Origin of the sequence: Flavobacterium sp. W22_SRS_FK3 (genome assembly GCF_052113665.1) — a bacterium.
In the GTDB taxonomy this organism is placed as follows: Bacteria; Bacteroidota; Bacteroidia; order Flavobacteriales; family Flavobacteriaceae; genus Flavobacterium.
Genome location: NZ_JBGQOF010000012.1, coordinates 91373 through 106950, shown reverse-complemented (window position 1 = coordinate 106950; position 15578 = coordinate 91373). Strand labels below are relative to the sequence as shown.

Here is a 15578-nt window from a genome sequence, read left to right as displayed (position 1 = left end):
AAAATAAAAAATCCCAATCGAGCGATTGGGATTTTTTATGTTTTAAAACCAAGGCTTTCTACCCACTTGGTATGTTTGATAGAAATCTTCGTCAGTTTTTGTTAGATAGATAATCCCTTCTATTAATCCAATTAAACCACCTAACCCACATACCAGGTTAAGCAATATCTGAATTATTCCTTCTTTGGTATAACCTAAAATAAATTTATGAATTCCCAGATAACCAAAGATTATTCCTAAAACTCCAGCTAAAACTTTTTTGTTTTCTTCTCTTCGAATTGGAGGGTTGTTCCAGTGTTCAGTTGGTCTTGTAGTTTCCATTTTATAATTATTGTAATTCAATGTTTCCTATTTCACTAATCTCTTCAAAATCATTTTTAGGATCTGGACCATAATTATTTTCTCCGCTATCTCCTTCAGTACAAAGTAAAATCAATAACCAAATAGCTCCAATACCGGGAATTAAAGCAATAAAATAAAACCATCCGCTTTTTCCAACATCATGTAACCGTCTCACGACTACTCCTAAAGTCGGTAAAACCGTAGCTAATGAATAAAAACAAAATACCATATAACCGATAAATAACCCACCCAAAGCACTATCAAAAAGAGAACCTAAAATAGCTCCAACAACAACAAATGATATTAAAAGTATAAATTGCATAAGAGTAAAATACCAATATTCACTTCTTCTTGCTCTTCCATTAAAATTTGCATAATTTTCAAAAACCACTTTTTTGTACCATTCAATCATAATTAATAAATTAGTTTAGTTAATTCCTACTCTTTTAGGATTTTCAGTTACTCCTTTTTTAAAATTTTGTTAAATTTAACAACAATATTAAAAAAAAATAACTTCAAAAACTAATCCGGCAAATTAATTTTACAGAAAAAGCCTGTTATAAAAACCTAAGTCTAAAACGAAAATTACTTTAAGTTAAGCCCTTTAATTTTATCGACAATTACCTGAGCAAGACGTTCGTGGCTTTCGAATGTCCAGCCTGCAATATGTGGTGTCAGAATCACATTTTTACCATCTAACAGATATTGAAAAGCCTCAGGAGTGTTTTTATCCTGAAAAAGAGTTTCAAAAGATAGTTTTTCATATTCCAGAACATCCAGACCTGCCCCCAAGATCTTTTCAGACTTCATAGCTTGAACTAAATCTGCCGTAACTATATTTTTACCCCTAGAGGTATTAATAATCCAAAATGGCTTTGAAAATGCGTTTATAAAATCAGTATCAACCATTTTGTCTGTTTCCGGTGTCCATGGAAGATGCAGGCTCAAAACATCTGTTTTTTGCTGTAATTCCTGCAATGAAACCTGTTTTGCATGTTCATCTCCTACGTTATCCAAAATATCATAACACAAAACAGTGACGTCAAAACCTAGCAGTTTTTTTGCAAATGCTTTTCCCATGTTACCATATCCAATAATGCCAACGGTTTTTCCATCAAGTTCATATCCCCTGTTACTTTCGCGGTTCCATGCTCCTGAACGAATTTCACTATCAGCCTGATTCAGTTTATTGAAAAGTGATAAAATCATTCCCAATGTATGTTCTGCAACAGCGTTGCGATTACCTTCGGGTGCTGCAATTAAATGAATATCTTTTGACAAAGCATACTCACAATCAATACTCTCTAAACCCGCTCCTACTCTGGCAATAAACTGTAAATTGGTTGCTTTATCTATAAATTGTTTATCGATTTTAAAACGGCTTCGAATTACGATTCCTTTATAATCCTGAATTTTTGCTTCAATTTCTTCTTTTGAAGACTTAAAATCGGCATGATTCTCAAAACCTGTTTCTTCTAACTGATTCCATAAAATTGGATTATTGCTGTCAATATGTAAAATTTTAATACTCATGATTGAAGTTCTCTAAATGAAAAAACAAATTTATCAAAAAAAGCCCGCTTTACATTTTAAAAAATCATTTTGGCCATTTTAAAAATTTCACATTCTTAAAAAGCACCACCAGCTTTGTAAAACAATCCCTCATCATTTTTTATCCGCTATATATTTTTTAACTTTGGAAATTCAGGAATTAGAGCCAAAATTGGCCAACTGCAAATTAATCTGTAAAAATCAATAATGAAATTAACCAGAACGTTTAAAGACTTTTTTGAAAGTGAAAAATCAGGAGGTCTTATATTAATCTTTGTCACAATCTCTTCTTTATTATTAGCCAATTCTGATTCAGCTGCTGAATATATTGGTCTTTGGAATACCCATATTGGTCATCATACCGTTACTGAATGGATTAATGACGGATTAATGACTATCTTCTTTTTGATGATTGGTCTTGAATTAGAACGTGAAATTTACAAAGGGGAACTTTCGAGTCTAAAAAATGCCGCTTTACCAATTTTTGGCGCTTTTGGGGGAATGCTTGTCCCTGCAGGATTATTCTTATTGCTAAATTATGGTACACCCACTCAAAGTGGAGCGGGAATTCCGATGGCAACTGATATTGCTTTTGCAATTGGAATTTTATCCCTTTTAGGAAATAAAGTTCCAACTTCTTTAAAAGTATTTTTAACTGCTTTGGCTGTTATTGATGATTTAGGCGCTATTTTAGTCATTGCCATATTTTATACCAAAACAATTGCCTTTGCAAACCTTGCAATTGCAGGCGGAATATTGGGCTTTTTATTCTTTTTAAACCGAATGAAAGTAACCAATCTGATTCCTTATTTGGCAGGTGGAGCAATTATGTGGTTTTATATGTTAACATCTGGGGTTCACGCAACAATAACCGGAGTTTTAATCGCGTTTGTAATTCCGTTTGAAGATGGAAGCTCAAAAACCAATTCCTATAAACTACAACACTTTTTACACAAACCCGTTAACTATTTTATACTCCCAATATTTGCTTTAGCCAACACAGCGATCGCAATTGCATCAGATTGGCACGAAGGATTAAGCCATCCAAACGCTTACGGAATTATGTTGGGATTAATCGTTGGAAAACCATTAGGAATTACATTGGTTTCTTTTGCTAGTGTAGCCCTTGGAATTTGTGCTTTGCCAAAAGATTTAAAATGGAAACATATTGCAGGAGCTGGAATGTTAGGCGGAATTGGATTTACAATGTCTATTTTTGTAACGATATTGGCTTTTAATGATACCGAAACTATCGATTTTTCTAAAATAGCTATTTTAATTGCTTCCTTAATTTCAGGAACAATCGGATTTTTTTGGCTGAAGTTTGTTTTAAAAGGAAAACATAAAAAACACAAACATCATCACGCATAAACCATATACAAAAGGCTTTCAGAATATTAATATGAAAGCCTTTTTTAATTTATTTTGATTCTCTTAAAACTTATCCTTTAATCTGTTTTAAAGAAGTTTTGATTCCTTTTATTAATGAGGAACTGAAACCATTATGTTCCATTTCATTCAAACCAACGATTGTGCAGCCCTGAGGTGTCGTTACACGATCAATCAACTGTTCCGGATGCACTTTCTCCTCTAATAACATTTTAGCGGCTCCTTTTACAGTTTGTGCAGCAATTGCCAAAGCTGTCTGTGAATCAAATCCTATTTCGATTCCGGCCTGCATCGATGCACGAATGTATCGCAATGCATAAGCCGTTCCACATGCACCTAAAACAGTGGCTGCATCCATTAATTTCTCATCAATAACCGGAGCCGTTCCCAGGTCCTGAAATAAATCAACAATTGGCAAGGCTTTTTCTCTGTCTTCTTCAGGGAATGAAATACAAGTAGCTGATTCGCCAAACTGTGCTGCAATATTTGGCATGATTCGAATTACCGGATATTGATTGTTTGTTTTAGACTGAAGCATTTCCAAAGATAATCCGCTTACTGCAGAAGCAATTGTTTTTCCTTTAATTACAGGTAAAATTTCTGCTAAAACAGTATCAACCTGATACGGTTTAATTGTTAAAATTACCACATCAGCTTCCTGAATATTATTCTTATTATCTGAGGAAACTGTGATTCCTAATTCAGTTAAATATTGAATACTGGACGTATTTCTTCTGGTTACGGTAACCTTATTATTTTTAGAGAATTTCGCAATTCCCAAGGCAATAGAAACCCCTAGATTCCCACCTCCAATTATATGTACTTTCATTGCTTATGTAATGGCTGGTTAATAGCATATTTTCGATTTGCAAATTACATAGATTTTAAAGATCTTAAATCACTGTAATCTATTTATTTGTGGCAAAAATTTAAAACCCTAAAATTATTCTTGCTACTCCAAAATACAGCATAATTCCAAAAACGTCATTGGTTGTTGTGATAAACGGTCCTGTGGCAATTGCAGGATCAATTTTATTTTTATGAAGAAAAAGAGGCACCAAAGTTCCTAAAGTAGCAGCAAACAGAATTACCACAATCATCGAAATCGAAATGGCAATACCCACTAAATACTGCTGATACATAATAGAATGGAATCCTAATAAAAGTAAAGAAATGATACTTCCGGAAATCATAGACACTGTAATTTCTTTTGTAAAATAACCACGGCTGAACTCTTTTAAAGTTCCATTGGCCAAGCCCTGAACTACAATTGCTGATGCCTGAACCCCAATATTTCCAGCAGTTGCTGATAATAGAGGCACGAAAATAAATAAAGTTGAATATTTTTGAAAAAGACCTTCATTTCCCTTCAGAACAAATGAAGCTACTATTTCGATTACCATTCCGATTAAAAGCCACGGCAAACGTGCTTTGGTAAGTTCTAAAACACTGTCATTCGATTCGACGTCCTGAGTAATACCAGCTGCCATTTGGTAATCTTTATCAGCTTCTTCCTTAATTACGTCTACGATATCGTCAATAGTAATTCTTCCTACCAAACGACCGAGTTCATCCACAACCGGAATAGCCTCTAAATCATATTTCTGCATGATGCGCGCTACCTCAACGTCTTCGGTGTCGACATTTACGAAGTTCAATTTTCGAATATAAATATCCCCAATCTGAGTTTTCGTAGAGGTTGTCAATAAATCTTTAAGTGATAATCTTCCCTGAAGTCGGTTTTCATCATCAACCACATAAATCGAATGTACTCTGGATACATTTTCAGCCTGAATACGCATTTCTTTAACGCAAGTGAGTACATTCCAGTTTTCATTGACTTTTACCAGCTCTTTTCCCATCAAACCACCGGCAGAATTTTCGTCGTAGCGCAATAAGTCTACAATGTCTTTTGCGTGCTCGACGTCAATTAACTCTGAGATTACTTCGGCTTTTATTTCCTGAGAAAGTTCGGCAATAATATCCGCAGCATCATTGGTTTCAAGCTCATCAAGCTCTTCTGCAATTTCTTTAGGAGAAAGTCGGCTTAATATATTCTCACGCAAATCATCTTCTAATTCCAGAAGAATCTCTGCGGTTTTATCACTGTCTAAAACTTTAAAAATATAGGTTGCCTCGTCAAAATCCAGTTCATCCAGGATTTCGGCAATATCGGCGTGGTGCAGATCATTCAGTAAAATTTCAAGTTCCTTGTCATTTTTCTGAACAATATGCTCTTCTAATTGTTGAATTAATTCTTTGCTAACTTTGAACTCCATCGGCTTCTATTTTTTGAGTCAGTTCAATAAATTCTTCTACACTAAGTTGCTCGGGACGTTTATCAAAGATAATGTCTTCTCGTAACTTATCAGTTAAATTTAATGTTTTCAAACTGTTACGTAATGTTTTTCGTCTTTGCTGAAAAGCAGTTTTCACTACCGTAAAAAACAACTTTTCACCACATGGAAGACTATAATCTTCCTTTCGGGTCATTTTCATCACACCCGATTTCACCTTGGGCGGAGGAATAAAAACATTTTCGTCAACCGTAAACAAATACTCAGTAATATAGAAAGCCTGCGCTAAAACGGATAAGATTCCGTAAGCTTTAGAGCCTTTTTTCTCGCAAATACGTTCTGCTACTTCTTTTTGAAACATTCCGGAAAATTCCGGAATCTGATGTTTAAACTCTAAAGTTCTGAAAACGATCTGTGTCGAAATATTATAAGGGAAATTTCCAATTATGGCAAACTGCTTATTTTCGTAAACTTCGTTAATATTGTATTTCAGGAAATCCTGAGATATTATTTTATCTTTTAATTTTGGATAATTTTCACCTAAATACACAACTGATTCACCATCAATTTCAATTACATGTGTATTAATTGGTTTTTCAAGCAAATACTTAGTCAACACACCCATCCCCGGCCCTATTTCTAAAACCTCATCGTATCCTTTTAAGCTTAAAGTATCTGCAATTGCTTTTGCAATACTTTCGTCTTTTAAGAAGTGTTGCCCTAAATGTTTTTTAGCTTTTACTTTTTCCATTTCTTGTTTTGTTTTGCCTTGCCACAAAGGCACTAAGACGCAAAGTCTTTATTTATATAAAGGCGTTTTATTGTATTTTGTAACTGTTTTTACAGTACTTCACTCCAAACAAACAATCCTTTTCTTCCTATTTTAACTAACCTCTCTTCATCCACATTCTTTTGAACTGCCGATTGAATCCATCTTTTTACCGATAAACCCCAATAAATCCATCCTAAAATTACACCTATTAGCATTGCAATTTTAAAATGAACATCAAAATGGATACTTAAACCAAATCCAATTATAATAATAATTAAAACAACCGGTACGTTAACTGTCAACTGTCCTCTTAAAAATATATCGTAATCGGATAGTTTTTTATCATTCATAAATATAATTTGCTAATTTTTATAAACTGAAAACTAGAAATTAATGTTCCGAAATAACCTCCAATTCAGTTCTGAAAGAAAGCATTTTATCGGCAAACAACTCTAAGGCTTCCTGACGAAACTTTGGAGCATCTTCAAGATAGTAGCTTTCTAAAGTAGCTTTGCTATCGGTAAAATACTGAACGGAATACGTAACTCCGCCCATTTCTTCTTCAATTAGAACTTTTACAATTCTTGCCGAAGAAAACTTGTTGGTAGCCAGAATTTCTGGTATGTGTTTTTCCTGCATCCATTTTAACCACTGGTCGTGAACGCTCTCGTGTATATTGGTGGTAACGTTGTAAATAATCATTTTGTCTTTTCTTATTGTTTATTTTTTGAAATTTGGAAATTGTCGTTTGGAATTTTACAAATTCGTATCTCCTCTCAACTGTCGGTATTTCTTTCTTGCATCAACAAAGTAAATACTGTCCTGATGGTTAAAAATTACCTTTTCATACAAAGGTTTTGCCTTTTCAATATCTTTCAGTTGATTATTGTAAATTTCTGCGGAAAAAAACAGCGCTTCATCAACATAAATCCCGTCGCTATGATTGTCAATGATCTGCTGGTATTGGCTCAAAGCCGAATTATAATCTTTAACTCTTTCATAGACTTTACCTAAACGCAACATTGTTACAGCTTCAATTTCCTGCCCTTTGAAAGAATTTAAAATACTCTGAAACTGTGCAATTGCCTCCGGTTTTTTATTCTGATAAAGTAAAAAATCTCCTTTTGCAAACTGCTTTAATGCTGTTTGTGTCGAGTCAGCAACTGTATTGTCGTTTATCAATAAAAAATATTCCAGCGCGTCATTGGCTATCAATTGTGTATTGGCCGACTTTAATTCTTTGAATTGTTTTAAAGCCCATTCAAAATCAGCTTTAAAATAACTTGTTTTGGCTGCTTTTAAGCTTGCTTCATGTGACATTACATCATTCTTTAAATCCAACTGAATCTGAGAATAATAAATCAACGCCTGATTGAATTTTTCTTCCAACAGCAAAATATCTGCCAATTCCATTTTTGCATCGGCCTGCTGATAAGCATTCAAATTTAATTCAAGTGCTTTTTTTACAATCGTCTTACCTTGGTCTGTCTTTTTTAAATTAAAAGCCAGGAAATGCGCCTGAATTATTTGCAAAGATAAGGTAAAAGGAGTTATTTCATAAGTTGTAAGCAAATGTTCTAATTCGGCACTAATATCCGGGTAGTCTGTTTCAGATGCTTTAGCAATTTTAATCTGCATTAAACTGGCATTAGTCCGAATGAGTAAATCCAAATCTTTAGTATTCAGCAAAATAAAGTTTAAAATTTCAGAAGCTGTTTCTGTGTCATCTTCATTCAGTGCAAACTGACTTAAATTGACAATACTCATCAAAGATTCCGGTTCACGTTTGTAAATGGCTTTTTCCTGAATAAAAGCTTTTCCAAATTCTTTCTGCTGTACATAAAACCAACTCAGATAATGATTCCAGAACACATCCTGATCTTTTTGGGTTTTCAGAATTAAAGCTTTGCGCATAGCATCCTTGAAAGCAGTATTATCTGTTTCTCCCTGCATAAAACGAGATAATTGGGTCTGGATCAGATTAGAATTCTGTGGATTTTGAAATGATTCTGTCAGCAAAAGATCAATCATCAAATCGGTCTTACCCAACTGACCATACAACATTCCAATCTGGAAATTAAAATTGTAGTTCGGCTGTACCTGCATTGCAGTCTGATAGGCTTTTAAAGCATATTCCAACAATACTTTTTTCTCGAAAGAATTCCCTATTCCATAAACATCATTTGCATTGATTTTGATTTTTTCGATGGCCTGATCGTAATAATTTTTGGCTTTTGCCTCATTCTTTTGAAGCTGAAAATTATAACCCAATTCAACCAAAAAAACACCTTGTTTGTATCTGTTATAGCGTTCCTGAATTGCTTTCTCGGCTATAGCGAATTGCTGCAGCTGCTGATAACAATCAACGGTTCTTAAAAAATACTGAGTATTAGATGGCGCACTTTTCAAAAGTTCTTCGTAACTGATTTTTGCTTTTTCGAAATCGCCTTTGTCGTAGTAATATTGAGCGAGCTGTTCATTTTGAGAAAATGCAAAAACTGACCACAACAAAACGATATAGATAAAGATGTTTTTCATATTTCAATTTTTTAAGTTGTTGTGTTCAGTAATCTAAAACTAAACTCAGGCATGATCAAATTTCAATGTATTCTTTTCTTGTTTTCAATTTCCAGACAACCAAAACCAATCCAATTAAAATAAATGGAATACTCAATATCTGCCCCATATTAATCATCATATCATTCTCAAAACTTTCTTGATTTTCCTTAAAAAATTCAATGATAAATCGAGCTAAAAACAACATTGTCAGGAATGATCCAAAAATTAATCCATTGGCCTTTCTAATTGATTCCCATTTATACATACAAAGCAAAATTCCACAAATCAACAAATAAGCAAATGCTTCATACAATTGTGTTGGATGCCGCCTAATCAGATCATCTCTTTGAAAAACTACTCCCCAACTTCCATCAGTAGGCTTGCCATAAATTTCAGAATTCATAAAATTTCCAAATCTGATGAAAGCACCTGTAACAGGAACTCCAATCGCCATCCTGTCTAAAAGCCAAAAAAACTTTACTTTGTATTTCCTGCAATATAAAATCATTGCAATCAGAACACCTATTGTTCCACCATGACTTGCCAAACCTTGAAACCCAACAAATGCATAGGCCCCGTTAATCTTCTGAATAGGTAAAAGAATTTCTATCGGATGTTCAAAAAAATAAGCCGGTTCATAAAACAAACAATGTCCTAATCTCGCTCCCAAAATTGTCCCGACAATAACATAGATAAGTAAAGTATCGAGATTTTCTAATGATACATTTTCTTTTTTATAAATATTTCGAACAATATAATAACCCAATAATAATCCACAGGCAAAGAGAGCTCCATAATATTTTAAAGGAAAACTATCTGTTATCATTACAATTACAGGATCAACATTCCAATTTAAAACTCCATTCATCTCTCTTTCTGTTTTTTTGATTCTTTATTAAAATTAAGAAAACCTAACAGGTTATAAAACGTGTTAGGTTTGATTATAGAACTCTGTAAATTTAATTTATAATATCAAATCCGCAGTAAGGGCGTAAAACTTCTGGAATTACGATTCCTTCCGGAGTTTGGCAATTTTCTAAAATTCCGGCCAAAACTCTTGGCAACGCCAATGAACTACCATTAAGCGTATGAGCCAGTTGGTTTTTTCCGTCTTTGTCTTTGAAACGTAATTTCAGACGATTTGCCTGGAAAGTTTCAAAATTAGACACTGAACTAATTTCTAACCAACGATCCTGCGCTGTAGAAAACACTTCAAAATCATAAGTCAAAGCTGATGTAAAACCCATGTCACCACCACACAAACGTAAAATTCTGTAAGGTAATTTCAATTCCTGCAAAATGTTTTTTACGTGCTCTACCATTCCGTCAAGCGCTTCATAAGACTTATCCGGATGTTCAACTCTTACAATTTCCACCTTGTCAAATTGGTGTAAACGGTTTAATCCGCGAACGTGCGCTCCGTAAGAACCTGCTTCACGACGGAAACATGGAGTATAAGCTGTGTATAAAACCGGCAATTCTGTTTCTGTCAAAAGTACATCGCGAAATAAATTCGTAACCGGAACCTCAGCAGTCGGAATCAAATATAAATCATCAATTGTCGAATGGTACATTTGCCCTTCTTTATCCGGCAATTGCCCTGTTCCATAACCAGAAGCTTCGTTTACCAAATGCGGCACCTGAACTTCATTATATCCTGCAGCTGTATTTTTGTCTAAAAAGTAATTGATCAAAGCGCGCTGTAAACGAGCACCTTTTCCTTTATAAACCGGAAATCCTGCACCTGTGATTTTTACACCCAATTCAAAATCGATGATATCGTATTTTTTTACCAACTCCCAGTGAGGCTGTGCGCCTTCGTGTAAAACCGGAATTTCTCCTTCTTCAAAAACATTTAGGTTTTCTTCAGGTGTTTTTCCTTCAGGAACAATATCTGCCGGAAGATTGGGTAATGTATATAGTTTATTGGTCAATTCTGTTGCCAAAGCTTCTGCTTTTTCGCCTAATTCTTTGCTTTTTTCTTTTAATGAAACGGTTTTTTCTTTTAAGATTGCGGCTTTCGATTTCTCACCTGCTTTCATTAATTCGCCGATATCCTTGGATAATTTATTAGATTCAGCTAAAGTATTGTCTAATTCTGCCTGAGTTGCGCGACGGTTTTCGTCTAGTTGCACCACTTCTTCCACAACGCTTTTAGCATCGATATTTCGTTTTGCTAAAGCCTTGATTACTTTTTCCTGATTTTCTCTAATAAATGCGATTTGTAACATAGCTTGGTTTTTATACTATTGTATCTTTATAACGGAAGCAAATTTAAGGAAATGTTTCCTAAGATTACGACAAAGTTTTAAAGGAAAGTATATTCTGAAGGTTGTTGCGCAGAGTTGCGCGAAAGCTGCACAGACATTACCGATTTTTTTCCTTAGGAAAGATCAATTCTGTTTCTCAAAAAGACATAAAAGCACTATCAAACAATGCGTAAATGATGGTTCTTAAATTTATATTTAATTATAATCCAGAAATCTATATCTGTCATCTTTTTTAAACACATACGTTTTACCGTTATATTTTATTCTTTCCGATTCTTTTTTAACTTTCAGACTACGCTGTTTTTCTGTTTCTTCTTCTGAATCTCCTTCAACCACAACTTCGTATACAAAGTTTTTTGAAACGATTAAATCCAAAAAACCATTTGTTTCCTCATCAGAAATGATCAGACCGGTCTCTAAGGTTTCCATTTCAAAAGAGCCTCTGCCATTTGAATCTCCCTGGGTCTTTCTGATTGGATATTCGTATAAGAGTTTTTTAATTTTATTATTTACCAATGCAATTATTGTAAATTTTTGCTGCGAATATAAAGCAACCCGGCTTCCTGAACTTTCTTTGGTATAAAACGCAACGCCTGACGTATTATCGTTTAGCTGCATTAGATTTTTAAGAATATAGGTTTTCGAAAAATGCATCCCTTCATTTTCATTATAGCTCAAATTAAAATCGGTTTCCTGATCTATGATTTTGCCGTCTGCTTTATTGACAAAAAGGTATTTCCTTTCGAAATAATCCCCAAGATCATTCTCTTCTGCTTCTTTCCCTTGTTCCTCCGTATTGACCAGATAAGTGATGACAAAAAATGCAATCTCATCCATATAATTAACAGAAGTCGTCTCTTGCATTTTTAAGTCAGAATACCTGATATTCAAATTTAAGGTTACCTTTTTTAAGAGATCCAAATCCAATTCATCAGATAATACTATATCTTCATTGTCTTTAAAAATAAGTTTTTTGACGTGTTTTGGTTTAAGATCTTCAGCATGAAAGTGTTCTGATAAACGAGTTTCTTTTCCATCAATGACTTTCTTTTTATTTTTATCGCAGGAGCTGAAGAACAGAAAAGTACCGATGATAATTAAGTAGGTTTTAATTTTCATTGTTTTTTGATTTTATTGTTAGGGGGCTTTCAAATATAAAACATTCTTACTAAGCATTTTAAATAAAATCTGATAAATATCTTTTTTTAAACTACTTATGCTCTGTCAACAATTCTTTTAATTCATTGGCTTTTAAAAAAGTCGCCAGACGCCCTGCCAGCAATAGCATTTCTCTTTCTTCAGGATTTATTTTTAATTTTGTCTCTACATGTGAAGAGAATTCATATAAAATTAAAATATCTTCAGCATTTAATTTACTAAATCTATCCCGTTTCAATGTAGATAAAATTATTTCCCCATACTTGTCTTTTCTAAAACTAAGTTCTCCAAACTGATTAATTAGATTCTCTTTAAAATTATCATGAAACTTCAGCCAATTTCCATATTCATCATCAGTATTTTTTAGTTCTGTAACTTTTTTTTCATACGATTGGTCTTTTTTCTGCTTTAGCAAATAATCACGTAAAGTAGTAAAACCAATAACCTGATAATTTGAAACCGGTATTTTGTAACGTTCCAGCAAATTTTCAACATCTCTTTCAAAAGTCATATATCGGGTTTGAACCGTATATAAAGATGCCGTTTCCAATAAGGTTATCAATTTTATTTTTTCATCGTTAATGTAAGGTTCTTTTTTTCCTTGTCCCAGACAATCAATAAAAAGTGCTTTTTTATTTTTATTATCTACTTTCGAATCATTGTAAAGCAATTCTATTAAAGTCTTATAACCCATATTATCAGAAGCACCGCCATCAATAATACACAATATTTTTTCATGGTTTTTAACTCCGAATTTCACTTTTGGAAGTACGCCCGGAAAAGCAGAACTCGCCGTAATGCAATACGTAAGCGGAAAATCATAGCCGTCGTTTATTTCATCACCGTTTAATGAGATGGGGGCTTTGTTGGGCGCCAATGATGCATTTAAATTCAGATTTTTTATAATGTGCGGCATGAACGGAAAACGTTCTCCGTTGTTGTATGCAGTGCCATTAGCGACCATCATGGGTAAATATGGTGTGTTTGTACTTTCTTTAGAAACAAAAAAATCAGACAAAAGCATTTGAGTTTTAAACTTGCCCGGATTTTCGGGATTAGAAATATCATACTGCAAAACCTCCAAATCTAATCGCTGGGTCATAGATATTTTGTCTCCTTTTTCATTCCTGCTATTATTCAGAAGAGATAAAATCGTGGTCGATTTATGTACATAATCCTTATAAGCATCGGCTTTAGAAAAGTAAAATTCATTAAACGAACAATTTTCCTTATACAATATATTTTTAAGAATTGTTAAATAATAACCGGCAGAATAACAGCCTCCCGAAACGGTAGAGAAATAATCAGTCTCATTTAGAAAATTACGGTGTGCATAACCTTCTTCAATTTCTTCAAGTCCCAAAAGCACACCCATACTAAAAAACTGTGCTCTCGATCCCCCACCTGAAATACCGATTCCCAAAGCAATATTGGGATTCTGATAAAGAGAATTACGTTCCTGAACCGATTTATAATCATTCAATGAAACTTGTGGAATCGAATTGTAGTTGATCTCTGAAAAAAGATTGATTTTGTTTTGAGAAAACCCTTTATTCAAAAAAATAAGAAACAAGAAAAACAATTGCAGTTTTTTATTTTTCATCTTGAGGACAATTAATTTAGATTTTAAAAATACATAATCTGTCTTTATTCAATATTAAACAATCTTAAAATATAAGAAAGCTCATATACAATGAAAAAAATAGCCAAGACTGTATGAAAAAATTTGTTATGAAATTTTATCGCAACTAAACAAAGTAAAACATGACTGATAATTCGAACATAATATTCTGTTTGATTGTATAAAAAATAATCGCCACCTTTAATTGCTGTATCAATCACATCAGCGATAAAACTTACTGCCAGAATAGCAAAAAACCAGTTTTTACGAGAATAAAAATAATCCTTATATCCTGTATAATCTGCTAAATCGTCCGGATAAAGAATAGCACATAACAAATAGTAGATCAGTATATAACAGATTATAAAAAAGTAATCGATAAAATACCATTCGGTTATCAGTTTGAGATTAAACTCCCACCACCAAAAATGTATAATCAGCAAAAAAACATAAAATACCCAAAGCGAGTGTACAAAATAGATTTTCTTTCGTCCTGGATGCTGAATAAAAATAACCGATCCCTTAATAAGATGTGTTAAACTTAAACCGAGAATAATACCGATAATGGATTTAATATGTGCAAATTCTTCCATAAAATTAAATATATCTTATAAAGAAATAAAGTTAATTCAATTATTTGGAAAACAAGCGATTGAGAATATAATTATTTCACAGAGATTCACAAAGTTATTTCAAAAACTCTTTTTCGAATCCGCGAAAAACTTCGTGAATCTCTGTTAAACAAAAAAACATTAAGCACGCTTAATCTCATGCCCCACATATTGCTCCAAAGTTGCAAACATATCATCTACAGAAAGCACTTCAAAATCAGGATGGTTTTTAAGGAAATTAGCATTCAAAGTAATCAGATTTTCTTCAAGTTCATAAAAAGTATCATTATTTAAAGAATCGCGAACCGGATTCACTCCTTCAAATTTTCCGCTTACAAATTTATTCAGTTTTACACTGCTCATCAATCTGACTTTTTTGCTTTGCTGTTGAAACAATTCTAAATGTTTTTCGGCACCAATCAGTGCCAAACCTTCTTCTATAAGTTCGTTCAGTTCTCTATTCCAACCCGATTTATAAACGAATTGAGCAAAATTTCCTTCAGCGTATTGCGACCAGTAATAATCAAGATAATAACTCATCAAAGCATCTTCATGAATGAACTCGTCGTCGACACCCTCTTCACGCATTAAATTAATTACCGAAATATTTGAGTGAATAACATCCTGAAGATTTTCACTGTTCACTGCCGTTTCAGAAACTATTATTCTACCAAATTCCTCCATTTTGATTTTTGTTTTGGGATTATTTTGCAAATTTCGGCTAAATTAAAACAGAAACGAAATACAATCTGATTTATATAGCACGACCTTCGTTCTTCTGCTGTTCATTGATTTTTGCAACCAATGCTTTCAAACGCAAAGCGCGTTCTGTTTTTTCTTCTCGAAGTTTCGCTTTTTTCCGATTTAGCAATTTGGTATGCAAAGCCTTGTTTTTGTTATTTTTTTCGGGTCCTTTTGCCATGATTTTCACTCTTCTTTAATTGCGTTTGCAAATATAAGAAACTGATGCTAAGAAAGGATTACAAGTTCAACCGATATTAAAACCAA

At 33.4% G+C, this 15578-nt stretch carries 17 protein-coding genes; 1 reads left to right on the top strand and 16 read right to left on the bottom strand.

Annotated elements, in window-relative coordinates:
- Positions 1-42: 42 nt before the first annotated feature.
- The 3 genes from ACEN2I_RS13420 to ACEN2I_RS13410 all read right to left on the bottom strand — a co-directional run bounded on the left by ACEN2I_RS13420 (position 43) and on the right by ACEN2I_RS13410 (position 1875).
- The gene (locus ACEN2I_RS13420) at positions 43-321 is read right to left on the bottom strand and encodes a TM2 domain-containing protein (RefSeq protein ID WP_441766611.1); all 279 of its coding nucleotides are present in this window, start codon (positions 319-321) and stop codon (positions 43-45) included.
- Between the two features lie 7 nt (positions 322-328).
- Positions 329-754, bottom strand: a complete 426-nt coding sequence (locus ACEN2I_RS13415; RefSeq protein ID WP_441766610.1) for a DUF805 domain-containing protein — start codon at positions 752-754, stop codon at positions 329-331.
- 173 nt (positions 755-927) lie between these two features.
- Positions 928-1875: a 2-hydroxyacid dehydrogenase gene (locus ACEN2I_RS13410; RefSeq protein ID WP_441766609.1), complete on the bottom strand. Its 948-nt coding sequence runs from the start codon at positions 1873-1875 to the stop codon at positions 928-930.
- A 225-nt stretch (positions 1876-2100) separates the two neighbouring features.
- On the opposite strand from ACEN2I_RS13410, the gene nhaA reads away from it, so the two are divergent.
- Complete coding sequence (nhaA, locus tag ACEN2I_RS13405; RefSeq protein ID WP_441766608.1) at positions 2101-3264, top strand: Na+/H+ antiporter NhaA; 1164 nt, start codon at positions 2101-2103, stop codon at positions 3262-3264.
- A gap of 70 nt (positions 3265-3334) precedes the next feature.
- On the opposite strand, the gene proC is transcribed toward nhaA, so the two are convergent.
- The 13 genes from proC to ACEN2I_RS13340 form a co-directional block, all read right to left on the bottom strand.
- The gene (proC, locus tag ACEN2I_RS13400) at positions 3335-4111 is read right to left on the bottom strand and encodes a pyrroline-5-carboxylate reductase (protein ID WP_441766607.1); all 777 of its coding nucleotides are present in this window, start codon (positions 4109-4111) and stop codon (positions 3335-3337) included.
- A gap of 100 nt (positions 4112-4211) precedes the next feature.
- Positions 4212-5561, bottom strand: coding sequence for a magnesium transporter (gene mgtE / locus ACEN2I_RS13395; RefSeq protein ID WP_441766606.1), 1350 nt, complete (start codon positions 5559-5561; stop codon positions 4212-4214).
- Positions 5545-6330 carry a 16S rRNA (adenine(1518)-N(6)/adenine(1519)-N(6))-dimethyltransferase RsmA gene (gene rsmA / locus ACEN2I_RS13390; RefSeq protein WP_441766605.1) on the bottom strand — a complete coding sequence of 262 codons (786 nt, stop codon included), beginning with the start codon at positions 6328-6330 and terminating at the stop codon, positions 5545-5547. The genes mgtE and rsmA overlap by 17 nt, the downstream gene beginning before the upstream one ends.
- An 89-nt stretch (positions 6331-6419) precedes the next feature.
- On the bottom strand, positions 6420-6701 hold the full coding sequence (locus ACEN2I_RS13385) for a hypothetical protein (RefSeq protein ID WP_441766604.1): 282 nt from the start codon (positions 6699-6701) through the stop codon (positions 6420-6422).
- Between the two features lie 40 nt (positions 6702-6741).
- Positions 6742-7053 carry a DUF4286 family protein gene (locus ACEN2I_RS13380; RefSeq protein ID WP_441766603.1) on the bottom strand — a complete coding sequence of 104 codons (312 nt, stop codon included), beginning with the start codon at positions 7051-7053 and terminating at the stop codon, positions 6742-6744.
- A 54-nt stretch (positions 7054-7107) separates the two neighbouring features.
- Complete coding sequence (locus tag ACEN2I_RS13375) at positions 7108-8889, bottom strand: tetratricopeptide repeat protein (protein ID WP_441766602.1); 1782 nt, start codon at positions 8887-8889, stop codon at positions 7108-7110.
- A 55-nt stretch (positions 8890-8944) separates the two neighbouring features.
- On the bottom strand, positions 8945-9778 hold the full coding sequence (gene lgt, locus ACEN2I_RS13370; RefSeq protein ID WP_441766601.1) for a prolipoprotein diacylglyceryl transferase: 834 nt from the start codon (positions 9776-9778) through the stop codon (positions 8945-8947).
- A 91-nt stretch (positions 9779-9869) separates the two neighbouring features.
- A complete protein-coding gene (gene serS / locus ACEN2I_RS13365) occupies positions 9870-11141 on the bottom strand; it encodes a serine--tRNA ligase (RefSeq protein ID WP_441766600.1) in 1272 nt (423 codons plus the stop codon).
- A 234-nt stretch (positions 11142-11375) separates the two neighbouring features.
- Positions 11376-12299 (bottom strand): hypothetical protein, encoded by a 924-nt coding sequence (locus ACEN2I_RS13360; protein ID WP_441766599.1) that lies wholly within the window; start codon positions 12297-12299, stop codon positions 11376-11378.
- A gap of 91 nt (positions 12300-12390) precedes the next feature.
- Complete coding sequence (locus ACEN2I_RS13355; protein ID WP_441766598.1) at positions 12391-13941, bottom strand: patatin-like phospholipase family protein; 1551 nt, start codon at positions 13939-13941, stop codon at positions 12391-12393.
- Between the two features lie 44 nt (positions 13942-13985).
- Positions 13986-14552 (bottom strand): hypothetical protein, encoded by a 567-nt coding sequence (locus ACEN2I_RS13350; protein WP_441766597.1) that lies wholly within the window; start codon positions 14550-14552, stop codon positions 13986-13988.
- A gap of 159 nt (positions 14553-14711) precedes the next feature.
- Positions 14712-15254, bottom strand: coding sequence for a DMP19 family protein (locus ACEN2I_RS13345; protein ID WP_441766596.1), 543 nt, complete (start codon positions 15252-15254; stop codon positions 14712-14714).
- A 70-nt stretch (positions 15255-15324) separates the two neighbouring features.
- Positions 15325-15492, bottom strand: a complete 168-nt coding sequence (locus ACEN2I_RS13340; RefSeq protein WP_441766595.1) for a hypothetical protein — start codon at positions 15490-15492, stop codon at positions 15325-15327.
- Positions 15493-15578: the final 86 nt, after the last annotated feature.

Excerpts from the sequence above, each read along its gene's own strand:
- ACEN2I_RS13420 (WP_441766611.1), bottom strand. The coding sequence starts at position 321 with ATGGAAACTACAAGACCAACTGAACACTGGAACAACCCTCCAATTCGA.
- ACEN2I_RS13415 (WP_441766610.1), bottom strand. The coding sequence starts at position 754 with ATGATTGAATGGTACAAAAAAGTGGTTTTTGAAAATTATGCAAATTTT.
- ACEN2I_RS13410 (WP_441766609.1), bottom strand. The coding sequence starts at position 1,875 with ATGAGTATTAAAATTTTACATATTGACAGCAATAATCCAATTTTATGG.
- nhaA (WP_441766608.1), top strand. The coding sequence starts at position 2,101 with ATGAAATTAACCAGAACGTTTAAAGACTTTTTTGAAAGTGAAAAATCA.
- proC (WP_441766607.1), bottom strand. The coding sequence starts at position 4,111 with ATGAAAGTACATATAATTGGAGGTGGGAATCTAGGGGTTTCTATTGCC.
- mgtE (WP_441766606.1), bottom strand. The coding sequence starts at position 5,561 with ATGGAGTTCAAAGTTAGCAAAGAATTAATTCAACAATTAGAAGAGCAT.
- rsmA (WP_441766605.1), bottom strand. The coding sequence starts at position 6,330 with ATGGAAAAAGTAAAAGCTAAAAAACATTTAGGGCAACACTTCTTAAAA.
- ACEN2I_RS13385 (WP_441766604.1), bottom strand. The coding sequence starts at position 6,701 with ATGAATGATAAAAAACTATCCGATTACGATATATTTTTAAGAGGACAG.
- ACEN2I_RS13380 (WP_441766603.1), bottom strand. The coding sequence starts at position 7,053 with ATGATTATTTACAACGTTACCACCAATATACACGAGAGCGTTCACGAC.
- ACEN2I_RS13375 (WP_441766602.1), bottom strand. The coding sequence starts at position 8,889 with ATGAAAAACATCTTTATCTATATCGTTTTGTTGTGGTCAGTTTTTGCA.
- lgt (WP_441766601.1), bottom strand. The coding sequence starts at position 9,778 with ATGAATGGAGTTTTAAATTGGAATGTTGATCCTGTAATTGTAATGATA.
- serS (WP_441766600.1), bottom strand. The coding sequence starts at position 11,141 with ATGTTACAAATCGCATTTATTAGAGAAAATCAGGAAAAAGTAATCAAG.
- ACEN2I_RS13360 (WP_441766599.1), bottom strand. The coding sequence starts at position 12,299 with ATGAAAATTAAAACCTACTTAATTATCATCGGTACTTTTCTGTTCTTC.
- ACEN2I_RS13355 (WP_441766598.1), bottom strand. The coding sequence starts at position 13,941 with ATGAAAAATAAAAAACTGCAATTGTTTTTCTTGTTTCTTATTTTTTTG.
- ACEN2I_RS13350 (WP_441766597.1), bottom strand. The coding sequence starts at position 14,552 with ATGGAAGAATTTGCACATATTAAATCCATTATCGGTATTATTCTCGGT.
- ACEN2I_RS13345 (WP_441766596.1), bottom strand. The coding sequence starts at position 15,254 with ATGGAGGAATTTGGTAGAATAATAGTTTCTGAAACGGCAGTGAACAGT.
- ACEN2I_RS13340 (WP_441766595.1), bottom strand. The coding sequence starts at position 15,492 with ATGGCAAAAGGACCCGAAAAAAATAACAAAAACAAGGCTTTGCATACC.